This window comes from Nonomuraea sp. NPDC051191, from assembly GCF_044455665.1.
Lineage (GTDB): Bacteria > Actinomycetota > Actinomycetes > Streptosporangiales > Streptosporangiaceae > Nonomuraea.
Map to the genome: position 1 here is coordinate 42,471 of NZ_JBITEZ010000025.1, position 15,918 is coordinate 58,388.

At 74.0% G+C, this 15,918-nt stretch carries 10 protein-coding genes; 8 read left to right on the forward strand and 2 right to left on the reverse strand.

Going from position 1 to position 15,918, the window contains the following annotated elements; genetic code table 11:
* Positions 1-184: 184 nt before the first annotated feature.
* Positions 185-1,333, forward strand: coding sequence for an NAD(P)/FAD-dependent oxidoreductase (locus tag ACIA8R_RS47140; protein WP_364096861.1), 1,149 nt, complete (start codon positions 185-187; stop codon positions 1,331-1,333).
* An 87-nt stretch (positions 1,334-1,420) separates the two neighbouring features.
* Here the strand turns inward: ACIA8R_RS47140 and ACIA8R_RS47145 are convergent, their stop codons facing one another.
* Entirely contained in the window at positions 1,421-3,268 is a 1,848-nt protein-coding gene (locus ACIA8R_RS47145) for a S8 family serine peptidase (RefSeq protein ID WP_357710696.1), read from the reverse strand.
* Between the two features lie 222 nt (positions 3,269-3,490).
* Between ACIA8R_RS47145 and ACIA8R_RS47150 the strand changes: the two genes are divergently transcribed.
* The 7 genes from ACIA8R_RS47150 to ACIA8R_RS47180 all read left to right on the forward strand — a co-directional run bounded on the left by ACIA8R_RS47150 (position 3,491) and on the right by ACIA8R_RS47180 (position 14,234).
* A complete protein-coding gene (locus tag ACIA8R_RS47150; RefSeq protein WP_397044418.1) occupies positions 3,491-4,879 on the forward strand; it encodes a serine hydrolase in 1,389 nt (462 codons plus the stop codon).
* Between the two features lie 160 nt (positions 4,880-5,039).
* Positions 5,040-7,097 carry a dipeptide ABC transporter ATP-binding protein gene (locus tag ACIA8R_RS47155; protein ID WP_397044420.1) on the forward strand — a complete coding sequence of 686 codons (2,058 nt, stop codon included), beginning with the start codon at positions 5,040-5,042 and terminating at the stop codon, positions 7,095-7,097.
* Complete coding sequence (locus tag ACIA8R_RS47160; RefSeq protein WP_397044422.1) at positions 7,094-8,044, forward strand: ABC transporter permease; 951 nt, start codon at positions 7,094-7,096, stop codon at positions 8,042-8,044. Before ACIA8R_RS47155 ends, ACIA8R_RS47160 begins: the two co-directional genes overlap by 4 nt.
* Positions 8,041-8,928, forward strand: a complete 888-nt coding sequence (locus tag ACIA8R_RS47165; RefSeq protein WP_364096846.1) for an ABC transporter permease — start codon at positions 8,041-8,043, stop codon at positions 8,926-8,928. The genes ACIA8R_RS47160 and ACIA8R_RS47165 overlap by 4 nt, the downstream gene beginning before the upstream one ends.
* A gap of 94 nt (positions 8,929-9,022) precedes the next feature.
* Positions 9,023-10,885 carry an ABC transporter substrate-binding protein gene (locus tag ACIA8R_RS47170; protein WP_397044424.1) on the forward strand — a complete coding sequence of 621 codons (1,863 nt, stop codon included), beginning with the start codon at positions 9,023-9,025 and terminating at the stop codon, positions 10,883-10,885.
* Positions 10,882-12,156 (forward strand): erythromycin esterase family protein, encoded by a 1,275-nt coding sequence (locus ACIA8R_RS47175; protein WP_397044426.1) that lies wholly within the window; start codon positions 10,882-10,884, stop codon positions 12,154-12,156. The genes ACIA8R_RS47170 and ACIA8R_RS47175 overlap by 4 nt, the downstream gene beginning before the upstream one ends.
* Positions 12,153-14,234 carry a prolyl oligopeptidase family serine peptidase gene (locus tag ACIA8R_RS47180; protein WP_397044428.1) on the forward strand — a complete coding sequence of 694 codons (2,082 nt, stop codon included), beginning with the start codon at positions 12,153-12,155 and terminating at the stop codon, positions 14,232-14,234. The genes ACIA8R_RS47175 and ACIA8R_RS47180 overlap by 4 nt, the downstream gene beginning before the upstream one ends.
* On the opposite strand, the gene ACIA8R_RS47185 is transcribed toward ACIA8R_RS47180, so the two are convergent.
* Positions 14,212-15,876, reverse strand: a complete 1,665-nt coding sequence (locus ACIA8R_RS47185) for a helix-turn-helix domain-containing protein (protein ID WP_397044430.1) — start codon at positions 15,874-15,876, stop codon at positions 14,212-14,214. The two genes, ACIA8R_RS47180 and ACIA8R_RS47185, sit on opposite strands and share 23 nt — an antisense overlap.
* Positions 15,877-15,918 lie beyond the last annotated feature (42 nt).

A 15,918-nucleotide genomic window follows, 5' to 3' on the forward strand; every position in this document is an offset into this window, starting at 1 on the left:
GTCGAGCACGGCACCGCGCGGTGGAGGTACTGCTTCCCCCGGCCGGCGGCGACCGGCGAGGGCGAGGCGGTCGTGGGCGCGGTGCACCGACGGGCCTCGGACTTGTGGCGGGGGTGTGAAGGTCGGGGGCGGGTACCGTGCAGACCGCCCTACGGGAGGGGGAACCCGCCTAACGTCCCGAAATATGAGGACAGTGGATGTTCTGGTGGTGGGTGCCGGGCTTGCCGGGTTGAGCACGGCCCGGCTGCTCGCCCTGCGAGGGCTGGACGTCATGGTCGTCGACCGCCGCAGGTCGCTGTCGGCCGGCATCCGCACCACCGGGATCTTCGTCCGCCGCACGCTCGACGACTTCGACCTGCCGGACCACCTCCTCGGGCCCGGCGTCCGGGACGTGCTGCTGCACCCGCCGTCGCGGCGTTCGCCGATCCACCTCACCAGCGACAGGGACGAGTTCCGGGTGGCCGACATGGCGGCCGTCCACGAGCACGCCCGCCGCGCGGCCGAGTCGGCCGGGGCACGGGTCCTGCTGGGCACGCGGTACGCGGGCACGTCGGCGGGCCTCGTCCGCCTGGAAGCCTCGGGGCAGGGGGTGCGCGAGGTGAGGGCCAGGTTCGTGGTGGGGGCGGACGGTGCGCGGTCGCGGGTGGCCCGTGATCTCGGCCTGGACGTCAACCGGCGCTTCCTCGTCGGCGCGGAGATCGTCCATCCGGTCGCGCCGGGCCCGGCGGTCCCGGTGTTCCACTGCGTGCTGGACCCCCGGGTGGCTCCGGGTTACCTCGGATGGGTGGTGGACGACGGGCGGCACGCGCACGTGGGCGTCGCCGGGGAACCGGGGGCGATGCGGGCCGGCGTCCGGCGTCTGCTGGACGCCTTCGCCGCCGGCGCGCCCGGCCGCGACGCGCCGCCCACCGGGCCGGTCGAGCGGCGGGGCGGCCCGATCCCGGTCGGAGGCGTGCTGCGGCGGCTGGCCTGCCCGGCCGGGCTGCTGGTCGGGGACGCGGCGGGCGCGGTGTCGCCGCTGACGGCCGGCGGGCTGGACCCCTGCCTGCGGATGTCCGAACCGGCCGCGGCGGTGATCGCCGAGTATCTGCGCACCGGCGATCAAGGGGTGCTCAGGCAGTACGACGGGGCCGCGCTGCGGGCCCGGTTCCGTGGGCGGTTGCTGCTGCGGCGGGTGTTCGCGGGCATCCGGTCGCCGCTCGCGGCGGAGGCGGCGGTGGCCGCCCTGCGCAGCCGCGCCGGCCGCGCGCTGGCGGCGCGGATCCTGTTCGGCGACGGGTCCTTCCCCGAGATCGAGCCCCGGTTCACGGCGAGAACGGCCGCGCGCGAGTGACCGCGAAGTGGCGCGCCGGGAGCGGCAACGGGGGCGGGAACGGGGGGCGACCCCGTGCGGAGGCACGGGGTCGCGGAGATCGAACGGCTACGGCTTGGTGTAGCCGCCCGTGTAGGCGCCGGATCCGCTGTACGCGTACACGCGGACGCGGTAGGTGCCCGCCGTCCCGTTGTAGGTCAGGGTCTCGTCGGGCCCGCTGCTGGTGCTGCTGGCCACCGTGGTCCAGCCGAGGATGCCCTGCTTCTGCAGGTACAGGTCGAAGTCCACGCCGGCGGGCCCGTCGAGGCACGCGCGCTGCGTCCCGGCGGCGGCCGTGTACCCGGAGCTGTTCGGGTAGTACACGTTCTGCCCGCTGGTCAGGTTGCCGGAGAACGGCGTCTGGTAGCCGGTGCAGTTCCCGGGCGTGGTCCCGACCGTGATGCTCTTGCTGGTGGCGTTCGTGGCCCCGCCGTTGTCGGTCACGGTGAGGGTCACGTTGTACGTGCCCGCGGCGGCGTAGGTGTGCGACACGGTCGCGCCGCTGCCGGTGGCGCCGTCGCCGAAGCTCCACGCGTAGGAGGCGACGGTCCCGTCCGGGTCGCTGGAGCCGGAGCCGTTGAACGAGCACACCCGCGTGGTGTTGTCGCACGACTGGGTGAAGCTCGCCACCGGAGGCTGGTTGCCACCGGTCGTCGGCGGGTACTGGCTGGAGTCGTGCACGTCGAGCAGGGGCTCCTTGACCCCGTCGGTGGCGTCGTCGGTCCAGTTCAGGTTGCCGGTGTTCTTGAGCTTGTCCCGTACGGCCAGCGCCCCGGCCCGGGTGGTGGGCTTGTTCGCGCCGCTGGTCAGCACGGCCGCCGCGCCCGCGACGTGCGGGCTGGCCATGGAGGTGCCGCTGATGGTGTTGTAGCCGCCGTTCATCCACGTGGAGTAGATGCAGGTGCCCGGGGCCGCGACCTCGACGGTGGTGCCGTAGTTGGAGTACCAGGCGAGTGTGTCGTCGGTGTCGGTGGCGCCGTCGGTGCGGCACGGCACGGTGATCGTCCCGACGAGACCGCCGGGCTGGCCGTCGAAGTCGGTCACGGCCGAGACGGTGACGACGTCGGGGTGGTTGGCCGGGAAGAAGCCGGAGGCGTCGGCCGTGCTGTTGCCCGCGGCCACGACGACGACGATGCCCGCGTTGGTGGCGTTCGTGATCGCGTTGCTGATCGCGGAGCTGCTGCAGCCCTGGCAGCCGAGGCTCAGGTTGATGACCTCGATCGTGCTCGCCCTGGCCACGACCCAGTCGAGGCCCGCGGCGATGCCGGCCAGCGTGCCGGAGCCCGCCGAGTTGAGCACCTTGACGGCGTGGATGCGGGCGCCGGGGGCGACGCCGACCGCGCCGATCGCGTTGTCGATGGCGCCGATCGTGCCGGCCACGTGGCTGCCGTGCCCGTTGTCGTCGTCGCCGGTGCCCGAGCAGACGCCGCTGGTGCAGTTGGTGCTGGCCACCACGTTCAGGTCGGGGTGGTCGAGGTCGACGCCGGTGTCCACGACCGCCGCGTCCACGTCCACGCGGGCGTCGTCGGTGCCGTCGATGTCGAGGTTGATGTTCTGGTCGGCGTAGATGCGCTTGATGCCGCTGGGTACGGTCTGCGCGAAGGCGTGCACCTCCTGGTCGGGCTCGACGGTGAGCACGCCGGGCTCGCTCTTCAGCTTGGCGGCCTCGTCGGGGGTGAGAAGGGCCGTGTAGCCGTGGAAGGCGTACCGGTAGGTTCCCACCAGTACGCCCTTGTGCGCCGTGACCTGCTGCTGCGCCTCGTTCGCCACCTGCGCGCGCGACACGCCCGAGAGCTGGACGATGTAGCGCTGCTGGTCGGCGGCGGCCGGGGAGTTGGCCTCGGCGGCGGTGGCCCAGCCGGACAGTGCCAGGCAGACGCCGGAGGCCAGGGCTAACAGGGTTGAGATTCGACGCATGGAAAACGCCTTTCTCCGGGGGTGACATGAGCTGCGCTCATGCGGCTTGTGAGCGGAACATCGCATATGACAGTGAGTCAGGCAATACTGAAATATCTGTCATAGATCACATCGGTCTGGGTCGTTCCGACGAAGAATCGGGCCAGGCATAGTGGCAGTGGACGAACCGGGTTGTTCCCGTCGGCTCTAGGGTCGGGCGGAGTCGAGCCAGGGGGGACACCGGTGCCGGAGCTGGAGGAGATCGGTGCGTGGCTGCGTCACCGGCTGGCGGGGCTGCTCGCCGAGAACGAGGTGCCCGGGGCCGCCGTGGCGGTCGCCGCGGGCGGGGAGACGGTCGAGGTCGCGGCCGGGACGCTGAGCACGGCCACGGGCGTCGAGGCCACCACCGGCTCCCTGTTCCAGATCGGCTCGATCACCAAGGTGCTGACCGCGACGCTGGCCATGCAACTGGCCGACGAGGGGCGGCTCGACCTCGACGCGCCCGTGCGCGCCCACCTCCCGGAGTTCCGGATCGGCGACGAGCGGGCCGCGCGGCGGATCACCACCCGGCAGCTCATGTGCCACGTCTCCGGCTTCGAGGGGGACGTCTTCACCGACACCGGCAAGGGCGACGACTGCGTCGAACGCTTCCTGGACGCCCTGCACGAAGTGCCGCAGCTGTTCGAGCCCGGCGAGATGTTCTCCTACAACAACGCCGGCTACTGCGTGCTGGGCCGGATCATCGAGGTCGTCCGGGGCAAGCCGTTCGACGCGTGCCTGCGGGACCACCTGTTCACGCCCCTCGGCATGACCCACGCCGCCAACGACCCCTACGAGGCGATCGTCCACCGTACGGCGGTGGGACACGTCCAGCGCACGCCGGACGGCCCGTACGAGCCGACCCCGGTGTGGGCGCTGGCCCGCTCGAACGCGCCCGCCGGGTCGATGCTGGCGATGCGCCCGCGCGACCTGCTGGCCTTCGCCCGGATGCACCTGGCCGGCGGCACCGGCCCGGACGGCGTCCGCCTGCTGAGCGCGGAGAGCGTCAGGGCGATGCGCCGGCCGCAGGTCACGCTGCCCGACATCGGCCAGGGCACGGCCTGGGGCCTGGGGTGGGAGCTGTTCGACCTGCCCGGCGGCACGGTCTTCGGCCATGACGGCAGCACCGTCGGCCAGTCGGCGTGCCTGCGCGTCGTGCCGGGCCGCGACGTCGCCGTGGTGATCGTCGCCAACGGCGGCCGGTCGCGGCCGGTGTTCGCCGAGATCGCCGGGCGCGTGCTGGACGAGCTGGGCGGGGTCCGGCTGCCCGCGCCCCCGGCGCCCCGCGCGGTCTCCGTGCCGCCCGCCGACGCCGCCCGCTATGTCGGCACGTACACGTCGAGCACCTGCGAGACCGAGGTGAGCCTCGACGAGACCGGGCGGCTGTGGCTGCGGCGGACGCCCGTCGGGATCACCGCCGAGCTGGACGAGGTGCCGTACCGCACCGAGCTGGCCGCCTGGCGCGGGGACGTCGTGCTCCCGCTCGAACCCGAGCGCGGCGTGCACGCGCCGATCGCCTTCCTCGGCGACGACGGCACCGGCCGCGCCCTGTACCTGCATGACGGCCGCGCCGACCGCCGCGCGTCCGCCTGAACCACCCGAACCGGAAGGGCCTGCCCGCGCCACCCGCGCCGGGCGGGCCCTTCCCATGCCCGCCACCCGCCGATCAGTTGGTACGCCCGGACGAACCCGGTCCGCAACGTTCGATGACCGCGACGAACACCGCCGGGGGCGCGGGTCCCACTATCGTCGGATGGATTTGGAGAGCGATCGCGTGCTGGCGATCCGGGACCTGTCGGTCGAGATCCGGCGCGGCGACAGGGTCGTCCGCCCGGTCTCGGACGTCAGTCTGGCGCTGAACCGCGGCGAGACCCTGGGGATCGTCGGCGAGACCGGGTCCGGCAAGTCCATGACCGGTCTCGCGATCATGGGCATGCTGCCGGCCGGCGGCCGGGTGACCAGCGGCTCGATCGACTTCGGCGGCGAGGAGCTGGTCGGCCTGCCCGCCGCGCGCTACCGGGCGCTGCGCGGCAACGAGATCGCGATGGTGTTCCAGGACTCGCTGACCGCGCTGAACCCGACCCGGCGCGTCGGCGAACAGGTCGCCGAGCCGGTACGGCTGCACCAGGGCGCCTCCAGGCGGGCCGCCCGCGAACGCGCCGCAGAGGTGCTCGCCCTGGTCGGCCTGCCCCGCCCGGCCGAGCGCATGGACGACTACCCGCACCAGCTCTCGGGCGGCATGCGGCAGCGCGTGATGATCGCGATGGCGCTGGCGTGCGAGCCGCGGGTCGTCATCGCCGACGAGCCGACCACGGCCCTGGACGTCACCATCCAGGCCGAGATCCTCGACCTCCTGGACGACCTGCGCTCCCGGCTCGGCATGTCGATGATCCTCATCACCCACGACATGGGCGTCATCGCCCGGCACGCCGACCGCGTCGGCGTCATGTACGCCGGCCGCCTGGCCGAGACCGCCCCCACCCCCGTGCTCTTCGGCCGGACCCGGCACCGCTACACGCACGCGCTGCTGTCCTCGATCCCCTCGCTCACCCACGACAGGGACGAGCGGCTGTTCAGCATCCCCGGCGCGCCGCCCGACCTGACCGCGGCCGGGCCCGGCTGCCCGTTCGCGCCGCGCTGCGACGCCGCCACCGACCGGTGCCGCGAGGAGCGTCCGGCCCCCTCGGCGGAGGACGGCGGGCACGTCCACGCCTGCCACCACCCGGCCTCCGGACCGGCCGAGCGGGTCCAGGCCCGGTTCGTCACCCGCCCGGCGGGGTCGCAGGGGCGGGCGGAGGACCCGCGGTTGCGCGTCGTCGACCTCAGGCGCGAGTACCCGGTCGGCGGCAGGGGCCTGTTCGGCGGGCGCCGCACCCTGAAGGCGGTCTCGGGCGTCAGCTTCGAGGTGGCGGCGGGGGAGACGTTCGGGCTGGTCGGCGAGTCGGGCTGCGGGAAGTCCACCCTCGGCAGGATGCTCGTCGCCCTCGACCGGCCCACCTCCGGCGAAGTGATCTTCGACGGCGAGCCGGTCAGCCGGATGAGCGCGCGGGCGCTCGGGCCGCGCCGCGGCCGGCTGCAGATGATGTTCCAGGACTCCGGCGCCGCCCTCGACCCCCGCATGCGCATCGGCACGATCCTGCGCGAGCCGATGGCGATCCAGGGCTCGGGCGACCGCGCCCACCGCACGGCCCGCGCCCGCGAGCTGCTGCGGGACGTCGGGCTGCCCGGCAGCGTCATGGACCGCTACCCCCACGAGCTGTCCGGCGGGCAGCGGCAGCGGGTGAACCTGGCCCGCGCCCTGGCCCTCGACCCGGCGGTGCTGGTCGCCGACGAGCCGGTCAGCGCCCTCGACGTCTCCATCCGCTCCCAGGTGCTCAACCTCATGCGCGGCATCCAGATCGAGCGCGGCCTCAGCAGCGTGGTGATCTCGCACGACCTGGCCGTCGTGCGCTACCTGGCCGACCGGGTCGGCGTCATGTACCTGGGCAAACTGGTCGAGACCGGTACCACCGAAGAGGTGTACGGCGCTCCCGCCCACCCCTACACCGCCGGCCTGCTCGCCGCCGTCCCCGACGCGGACCCCGAGGCCCCGCAGCCGCGCGGCGCCCGCGTACGCGGCGAGCTGCCGAGCCCGATCGACCCGCCCAGCGGCTGCCGCTTCCGCACCCGCTGCGCCCTGGCCGACGACGTGTGCGCGCAGGCCGAACCCCTCCCACGGCAGGTCACCGGCACCCATCAGGTCGCCTGCCACCACCCGCTCCAGCCGCTCGAACCCGCGGCCACCTCGCTGAAGGGAGCCTCCCGGTCATGACCTGGTACGTCGTCCGGCGGCTGGCGATCTCGGTCGTCGTCCTGCTCGGGATCTCCGCGGTGGTCTTCCTGCTGCTGCACCTCGTCTCCGACAGCCCCGGCCGGGTCGTCCTCGGGCAGCGCGCCTCGCCCGAGGCGGTCGCCGACTTCAACCGGCAGCACGGGTTCGACCGCCCGGTCCTCGCCCAGTACGTCGGCTACCTGGGCCAGCTGGCCCACGGCGACCTGGGCAGGTCGTACAAGCTGAACGAGAACGTGGCGACCCTGCTCGGGCAGAACGCCGGCCGCAGCGCGATGCTCTCGGCGGCCGGGCTGGCGCTGGCGCTGGTGATCGCCGTGCCGCTCGGCGTGCTCCAGGCGGTCAGGCGCAACAGCGTCGCCGACCGGCTCCTCACGGCCGCCTCGTACGTGCTCTACGCGACGCCGTCGTTCCTGCTCGGGCTGATCCTGATCGCCGTGTTCAGCCAGGCGCTCCCGTTCTTCCCGGCCGAGGCGTCCCAGTCGCACTCGCCGTGGGTCGTCTTCACCGATCCGCGGGCCATGGCGCTGCCGGTCATCACGCTCGCCGCGGCCAGCGTGGCGGTGTTCGCGCAGTACCAGCGCTCCTCGGCGCTGGACCAGCTCGGTCTGGACTACATCAGGGTGGCGCGCGCCAAGGGCCTGCCGGAGCGGCTGGTCCTGCTCCGCCACCTGCTGCGCAACGCCTGCCTGCCGCTGGTCACGCTGGTCGGCACGCTGATCCCCACGCTGCTGGCGGGCAACCTGATCGTCGAGTCGCTGTTCAACTATCCCGGCCTCGGCCTGCTGTTCCTCAACAGCCTGCAACGCGAGGACTATCCGGTGCTGCTCGCCTACACCCTCGTCGGCGGCGTCCTGACCGTGGCCGGCAACTTCGTCGCCGACCTCGTGGTCGCCGCCGCCGACCGCCGAATCGAGCTGAGCAAATGACCACCCAGAACGTGGACGCGCGGCCCGAGGCCGAGACACCCTCCGCGCGGCGCCGGCTCCCGGTGCTGCGCGGGCTCCGGCGCAGCCCGCTCGGCCTGGCCGGCGGCCTGCTCCTGCTGCTGATCGCCGGGTTCTGCTTCCTGGGGCCGCTGATCTACCGCACCAACCAGATCGACGTGGACCTGGTCAACGCCGCCCTGCCCCCCGGCCCCGGGCATCCGCTCGGCACGGACGCCAACGGCTTCGACGTGCTCGGCCGGCTGATGGCCGGCGGCCGCCTGTCGCTCCAGATCGGCCTGCTCGCCGCCCTGTTCGCCACCGCGATCGGCACCCTGTACGGCGCGGTCGCCGGGCTGGCCGGAGGCGTGGTGGACGGCTTCCTGATGCGGCTGGTCGACGTCATGCTGTCGGTGCCGTTCCTGTTCTTCGTGCTGATCCTGTCGGCCCGCTTCCACGCCGACGCCCTGTCGCTGAGCCTGGTCATCGGCGGCTTCTCCTGGCTGGTCTCCGCCCGGCTGGTCCGCGGCGAGGTGCTGACGCTGCGGGTGCGGGAGTTCGTGCTGGCCGCGCGGGTGATGGGCGCCTCCCGCCGGCGGCTCATCCTCACCCACCTGATCCCGAACGCGCTCGGCGTGATCATCGTCAACATCACGTTCCAGGTCGCCGACGCGATCCTCGTCGTGGCGGCGCTGGGCTTCCTGGGGTTCGGCCTGACGTACCCGACCGAGGACTGGGGCAGCCAGCTCGCCGGCGGCGTCGCCTACATCTCGGCCGACTACTGGTGGCTGATCTACCCGGTCGGGGGCTGCATCATCCTGACCGTGCTGGCGCTCAACCTGCTCGCCGACGCCCTGCGCGACGCCGTCGGGCGGCGGGCCGACTGATGCGTTTCGTCCCCCGCGAGGCCGCGGCCCCTACGGCCCCTTCGCTCTTCTCCACCCCCACATTCTTCTCCACCCCCACATGTAGGAGCCCGCAATGACGCACGTGTCCGGAAAGCCGCGAGCACGCCTGGCGGTGGCGCTCGCCGCCGCGGTGGCGGTGCTGGCCACAGCGTGCACCGGCGGCGGAGGCGCCGCCAAGGACGCCGCCGCCGGCTACGCCAGCCAGCCGGCGCAGTCGGGCAAGCCCAAGGACGGCGGCACGGTCACGGTCGCGCTGACCCCCGGCCTCAGCCCGAACTACATCTACCCCTACCCGCCGGCCGCCGCCAACGGGACCGTCATCGCCCGCGGCCTGATGTGGCGCTCCCTCTACCGGCCCAGCGGCGAGGGCGACCAGGTGGCCGACGCCGAGCTGAGCCTGGCCGAGCCGCCCGACTACAGCCCCGACCGCAAGACCGTGACCATCAGGATGAAGGACTACAAGTGGTCCGACGGCACCCCGGTCACCGCCGATGACGTCGTGTTCTCCCTGACGCTGCTCAAGGCGGCGCTCGCGGAGAGCCCGGCCAACTGGAGCTTCTACACCCCGGGCCAGTTCCCCGACGGGGTCACCGCCAAGGCCGCCGCGCCCGGCACGCTGACCCTCGAACTGGAGACGGCCTACAACCCGTCGTACCTGATGTCGATGCTGACGCTGCTGTACGTGATGCCGTCCAAGGCGTGGGACATCGACCGCGCCGGCGGACCGCACCTCGACTACACCGAGCCGAAGAACGCCAAGGCGATCTACAAGTACCTGACGAAGGAGTCGGAGTCGCAGTCCACGTTCGCCACGAACCCGCTGTGGCAGGTGGTCAACGGCCCGTTCCGGCTCAAGAGCTTCGACCCGACGACCGGCTCGTTCTCGCTGGCGCCGAACGAGTCCTACAGCGGGCCGGGTGAGTCGCGGCTGGACCAGGTCGACTTCAAGGCCTTCACCTCGGCCGCCGCGGTGCTCAACCAGTTCAAGGCGGGCAACCTGACCGTCGGCACGCTGGACTCCAGCTTCATCACCCAGATCGGCGCGCTGAAGGCCAAGGGGTTCAACGTCTACGGCGCGCCCGCGCCCGCCCGGTTCGACTCGCTGACCATCAACTTCGGCAACACGGCGAACGGCTTCGACAAGATCATCGCCCAGCCGTACGTCCGGCAGGCGTTCCAGCGCCTGATCGACCAGCCGGGCTACATCGCCGGCCGGGGCATCTACAACGGCGCCGGCTCGCCCAACTACAGCACGGCGGGCAGCGGCTCGCCGTACCCGCCGGCGTTCGGGGACGCGCCGCCGTACCCGCACGACCCGGCGGCGGCGGCCAAGCTGCTCACCGACAACGGCTGGCAGGTGGTCCCGAACGGCTCCACCACCTGCGTGCGGCCCGGCACCGGGACGGGCGAGTGCGGCGCCGGCATCCCGCGCGGCCAGAAGATCAGCTTCACCCTGGCCTCGGCGAACACCCCCGCCTACGTCGGCGCCCGGGACGTCGCCTTCGCCTCGGCGGCCAAGAAGCTCGGCATCGAGGTCAAGATCGTCACCAAGTCCCTCACCTACATGTACGCCAACTACGGCAACACCTTCGCCCCCGCCACCAAGAACGAATGGGCGATGCAGGACTACGGCCCGCTCTACCTGGCGGCCGGCTACCCCAGCAGCAACACGGTGTACAACGCCAAGGGCAGCTTCAACCTGGGCAGCTACCGCGACGACGAGGTGGACCGGCTCATCGACGCCTCGACCTTCGGGGCCGACGCCAAGGCCCTGTCGGCCGAGGTGACCAGGATCGCCGAGGAGCTTCCCGTGCTGTTCTTCCCGACCCCGCACACCCTGGTGGTGTGGAAGGACACACTGTCCGGCCCGCAGTCGTCGTTCCGCGCCCTGCTCAGCTACCTGTACACGCCCGAGCTCTGGTACTACCACGCATGATCCAGGACGCCTTCGCCCGGCCGCTGCGCCACCTCGACCCGGCCGCCGCCTCCCTCGCGGACGACCGTACGCTGCGCGAGCTGGTCGGCGACGCCAGGGTGGTGGCCGTCGGCGAGGGGGCGCACAACGTCACCGAGTTCCACCGGCTCAAGGACCGGCTGTTCCGCGTCCTCGTGCGCGAGCTGGGGTTCTCGGCGTTCGTGATGGAGTCCGGCTTCGCCGAGGGCCTGACCGTGGACGCCTGGGTCCACGGCGGGCCGGGGGAGGCCGCGGCGGTCGCCCGCGACGGCATCACCTACCGGTTCGGCGAGTGCGAGCCGGTGCGCCGGCACCTGCGCTGGATGCGCCGCCGCAACTCCGGCGGCCCGGCGAAGGTCTCCTTCTACGGCATGGACCTGCCCGGCTCGTCCACCTCGCCCGGCCCGGCGGTGCGCGCGTGCCTGGACCGCATGCCGGCCGGGCCGGGCGACGAGGAGCTGCTGCTCCTGAGCGACCTGGGCGGCCGTACCGAGGCGGCGGTCCGGTACGCGGCCATGCCCGCCGCCGGTCGCGCCCGGCTCCTCGCGGGGCTGCGCGAGCTGGCCGGGCGCGCGCTCCTGCTGGACGACCCGGTGCTGCGCCGGTGCGCGGCCTCCCTCCAGGCGTTCGCCGACGAGGCCGAGGGCGACGTGCGGCCGGACGCGCCCTGGCCCCGGGACCGGTTCATGGCCGAGACCGTGGAATGGGTGCTCGAACGGGAGGAGCGGATCGTCGTCAGCGCGCACAACTCCCACGTCCGGCGCTCGCCCTTCCACGGCCGGCCGACGCTGGGCGGCCTGCTCGCCGAGTCCCTGGGAACCGGCCTGGTCGTCGTCGGCGCGACCTACGGCCGCGGCCCGGAGGTCCGTTTCACGCAGCGCTCCCCGCGCCCGTTCGACTGCGACGTCTCGCTGCAGACCCGGACGACCCTGCCGCCGAACTGCGTCGAGGCGTCGCTGGACCGTCTCGGGCCGCCGGTGACCGTGGTCGACCTGCGCCGCGCGCCGGCCGAGCTGTTCGACGGGATCGACGGCACGCTCGCGAGCGGCGGCCTCGACCCCGTGGACGACTTCCCGGCCGCCTACGACGCCCTCGTCCACGTCCGCCGGGTCACCCGGGTCCCCGGCGCGTTCGAACGGCTCCAGGCCGAGTTCGCCGCCGCCGCCCCGCCGGCCGCCCCGCCCGCCCCTCCGGAACAGCCCGCCTCTCCACAACAGCAGCCCGTCCGTTCCCGACCGTCGGAGGCACCGTGACTCTTCCCTACCCGCCCGCGCGCACCGTCGAGGTCGTCGAGGATGTCGCGGGCGTCCGCGTGCCCGATCCGTACCGGTGGCTGGAGGAGGAGACGCCCGAGGTGCGGCGGTGGCAGCAGCGGCAGGCCGACCTGGCCGCCGCCGTCGCCCACGACGGCCAGGACCCGGCCGCCGTCCGGGACCTGATCCGGGCCTACGACAGCGGCTCCCGCCCCACCCTGCCCAGGTACGCGGCCGGCCGCTGGTTCCGCCCGGTCACCCCGCCGGGTGGGACGGCGTCCGCCGTGGTCGTCGCCGACCGGCCCTACGGCCCCGGGCGGACGGTGGCCGACCTGGCCGGGTTCGGCGGCCAGGAGGGCCCGGCGGTGCTGTCCTGGCTGGCGCCCTCCCCGGACGGCCGCGTCCTGGCCCTCGGCGTGTGCGTCGACGGCAGCGAGCACAACACCGTCCGGCTCGTCGAGGTGGACACCGGCCGGCTGCTCGACGCGCCCGGTCAGCTCCTGCACAGCGCCTGGGCCGGCGGCGTCTCCTGGACGCCCGACAGCGGCGGCTTCACCTTCTTCGCGCTCACCGGCCCGCCCGAGGAGTTCCGGCAGGCGGTCTTCTCCCACCGGCTCGGGACGCCGGGGGAGACCGTCGTGGAGCCGGTCCCGGTCCCGGCGGGCTCGCGCGAGTACACGCTCGTCCAGTACTCGCCGGACGGCAGGTGGGCGGTGGCCGCGCACCGGGTGGGCAGTCCGATCCCGTGCGCGGTCCGCGACCTGTCCGAGCCCGGCGCGGCCTGGCGTCCCTTCGTCACCCGCTGCGCCGGCACGGTCGCCGGCCACATCGTCGGCGACCGCTACGTGGCCGTCACCGACGTCGGCGCGCCGCGCGGACGGGTGGTCGCCATCCCGCTCGACGCCGCCGACCCGGACGACCCCTCGGGATGGGCCGAGCTGGTCCCCGAGGGCGACACCGTGCTGCGCTCCCTCACACCGGTCGGCGAGCACCTGTACCTCAGCGAGTTCGACCGGACGTTCGCCCGCGTCCGGATCATCGACCGCGCGGGCCGCGTCGCCGGGGAGGTGCCCCTGCCCGGCCGGGGCGCGCTCGCCGCCCCCTTCTTCGCGCTGACCGCCCTGGCCACCGGCGTCCCCGCGGCCGACTTCGTCTTCGCCTTCTCCACCCTGACCAGCTCCTGGGGCGTCTACCGGCACCGCCCCGGCGAGAGCGCGCCGGAGACCCTGTCGGCCCCGGCGGTCGTCCTCGACGCCGAGGTGACGGCCGGGCAGGCGGTGGCGGCCGACGGGGTCGCGGTGCCGTACCACGTGGTGCGCCCGGCGGGCCTGGACCCGGCGCGGCCCGCGCCGACGCTCGTCTCGGCGTACGGGGCGGCCAACGTGCCCCTGCTTCCCCAGTACCAGCCCGACCTGGCCGCGTTCGTCGCCGCCGGGGGCGTGCTGGTGCAGGCGTACCTGCGCGGGGGCGGCGAGTTCGGCGGGGACTGGTACCTGGCCGCGCACCGGGAACGGCGGCACGTCCGCGACTCCGACCTCGTGGCGGTCGCCGAGCACCTGATCGCCGACGGGGTGAGCGCCGCCGACCGGCTCGCGCTGACCGGTGGCTCCGACGGCGGGCTCATGTGCGGGATCGCCGTCACCACCCGGCCCGAGCTGTGGCGGGCCGTCCTGCCGCGGGCGCCGCTGCTGGACCTGATCGGCGGCGTCCGCGACCCGTACCTCGACTTCGTCATCCGCAAGGCGTGGGCCGACCCGGACGACCCCGAGCAGGTCCGGCGGCTGCTGCGGATGTCGCCGTACGAGCTGGTGCGCCCCGGCGTCTTCCCCGCGGTCTACATCCAGGCGGGGGCGGCCGACCCGCGCTGCCGGCCCTGGCACGCGCGCAAGTTCGCCGCCCGCCTCCAGGCGGCCCAGCAGGGCGACGAGCCGATCCTGCTGCACGTCTTCGACGACGCCGGGCACGGCGCGGCCACCCCTCACGACGTTGCGGTCGCGCAGGACGCCGAGTGGCTGGCCTTCCTCATCGGGACGCTCGGCCTGCGCGGCGGCGGGGTCAGTCGTCCGGGGCCGACCTGATCGACATCAGGCGCAGTTGCAGCATGGCCGACAGGCGCGCGTCCGGGGAGCCGAGGTCGAGGCGGCCGACCTCGGCGGCGCGCCGCAGCCGGTAGCGGAACGTGTTGGGATGCACGAACATCGCGGCGGCGGCCACCGAGACGTCGCCGAAGGCGTCGAGCCAGGCGCCCAGCGTCTCGACCAGGCTCGTCTGGTGCTCCTTGTCGTAGGCGACGATCCGGGCGATCGCCCCGCTGGGCACGTCGCCGCGCGGCACGAGGTCGGCCAGCTCCAGCAGCAGCGCGTCCACGTGCACGTCGTCCAGGCGGGCCGCCTGCCGGCCGCCGACGCCCGACCGCAGCACGCGCAGCGCCCGGTCCGCGCCCGAACGTGAGCGGGCCAGCGCCGAGCCGTCCCCGGCCAGCCGCCCGACGCCGACCAGCGGGCGCAGGCGGGAGCCGACCCGGGCCAGGAACTCGGTGGCCACCAGGACCGCGCGCTCCTCGGCGTCCTGCCGGTTCTGCGGCAGCGGCAGGATGCCGTAGGCGACGTCGCCGACCAGCGCGGCGGCGGCCCGCGGGTGTACGGCGGACAGGTGCATGGCGAAGGCGTCGGCCAGCCGCCTGCGCTCGGCGGCGAGCTGCGCGGGCAGCGGGCTCTCGCCCGCCGGGCCCACGACGGTGAGCGCCAGGACGACCGCCGGCTCGTCCTTCAGGCCGAGGCGGCGCGCGGCCTCCAGGGAGCCGGGCCCGCTCTCCAGCGCGGTGCCCAGCAGCTCGGCCCGCAGCCGCCGTTCCATGTCGGCGTCGGCACGCTGCCACACCATGTGCATCGCGACCAGCTTGGACGCCTCGTAGAGCGCCTGGCTGCGCTCCTCGCCCAGCGGCCCGGGGACGATGACCCAGATCGTGCCGAGGATCTCGTCGCCGGCGCGCACCGCGATCGCCGTCCGGGGCAGCGCGGGCGGTTGGAGCGTTCCGCCGGGGTCGGGCAGGGGGGCCACGAAGACGGGCCGGTCGCTGCGGTAGATCGCCTGGAACACGCCGCGTTCCTCCAGGATGCGGGTGTACTGCTCGGGGACCTGGCGGCCGAGGATCGTGCGCACGCGGGAGGTGTCGGTGTCCTCCTGGCGGCTGGAGAAGGCCAGCAGCCGCGAGTTGCGGTCCTCGATGGTGACCGGCGCGTCGAGCAGCGCGGCGATGGCGTTGGCGACGGCGAACAGGTCGCCGGACCGGATCGGTCCCGAGGCGTGCGCGTCGGGGTCGAGCCGGCCCCCCTCGGACGTCAGCTCGCGCAGCATGCCCGCCAGATGCGTCCAGGACGCGCCGCGGGCGAAGGCCAGCACGGTCACGCCCGCCCGGGCCGCCGCCGCGACGAGCCGTTCGTCGGCGACGACGGGCGCGCGGACCACCAGCGCGGCGGCGCCGTGCCGGCCGAGCCGGGTCACGACCCGCTCGACGTCGGCCGGGTCGTGCAGGCCGACGCCGAGGACCAGGGCGTTTGCGGGCAGCTCGGGTTCGTCGAGCGGGTCGTGGATGACGACGCCGCCGATGTCCTGGCCGAGCGCGGCGTCGCCGCAGACGACGTGGAGCAGGGTGGTACCGAGTTCCTCCAGGACGCGGCCCAGGCTGGCACGCGGGAGGCCGGTCATGGGGACGAGCACGCTCCCGAAGCTAGCGCCGCCCCGGTGGCACGTCGTTCGTCC

What these genes read in the sequence shown, in the direction of transcription:
- ACIA8R_RS47140 (WP_364096861.1), top strand. Translation starts at nt 185, where the DNA reads ATGAGGACAGTGGATGTTCTGGTGGTGGGTGCCGGGCTTGCCGGGTTG.
- ACIA8R_RS47145 (WP_357710696.1), bottom strand. Translation starts at nt 3,268, where the DNA reads ATGCGTCGAATCTCAACCCTGTTAGCCCTGGCCTCCGGCGTCTGCCTG.
- ACIA8R_RS47155 (WP_397044420.1), top strand. Translation starts at nt 5,040, where the DNA reads ATGGATTTGGAGAGCGATCGCGTGCTGGCGATCCGGGACCTGTCGGTC.
- ACIA8R_RS47160 (WP_397044422.1), top strand. Translation starts at nt 7,094, where the DNA reads ATGACCTGGTACGTCGTCCGGCGGCTGGCGATCTCGGTCGTCGTCCTG.
- ACIA8R_RS47165 (WP_364096846.1), top strand. Translation starts at nt 8,041, where the DNA reads ATGACCACCCAGAACGTGGACGCGCGGCCCGAGGCCGAGACACCCTCC.
- ACIA8R_RS47170 (WP_397044424.1), top strand. Translation starts at nt 9,023, where the DNA reads ATGACGCACGTGTCCGGAAAGCCGCGAGCACGCCTGGCGGTGGCGCTC.
- ACIA8R_RS47175 (WP_397044426.1), top strand. Translation starts at nt 10,882, where the DNA reads ATGATCCAGGACGCCTTCGCCCGGCCGCTGCGCCACCTCGACCCGGCC.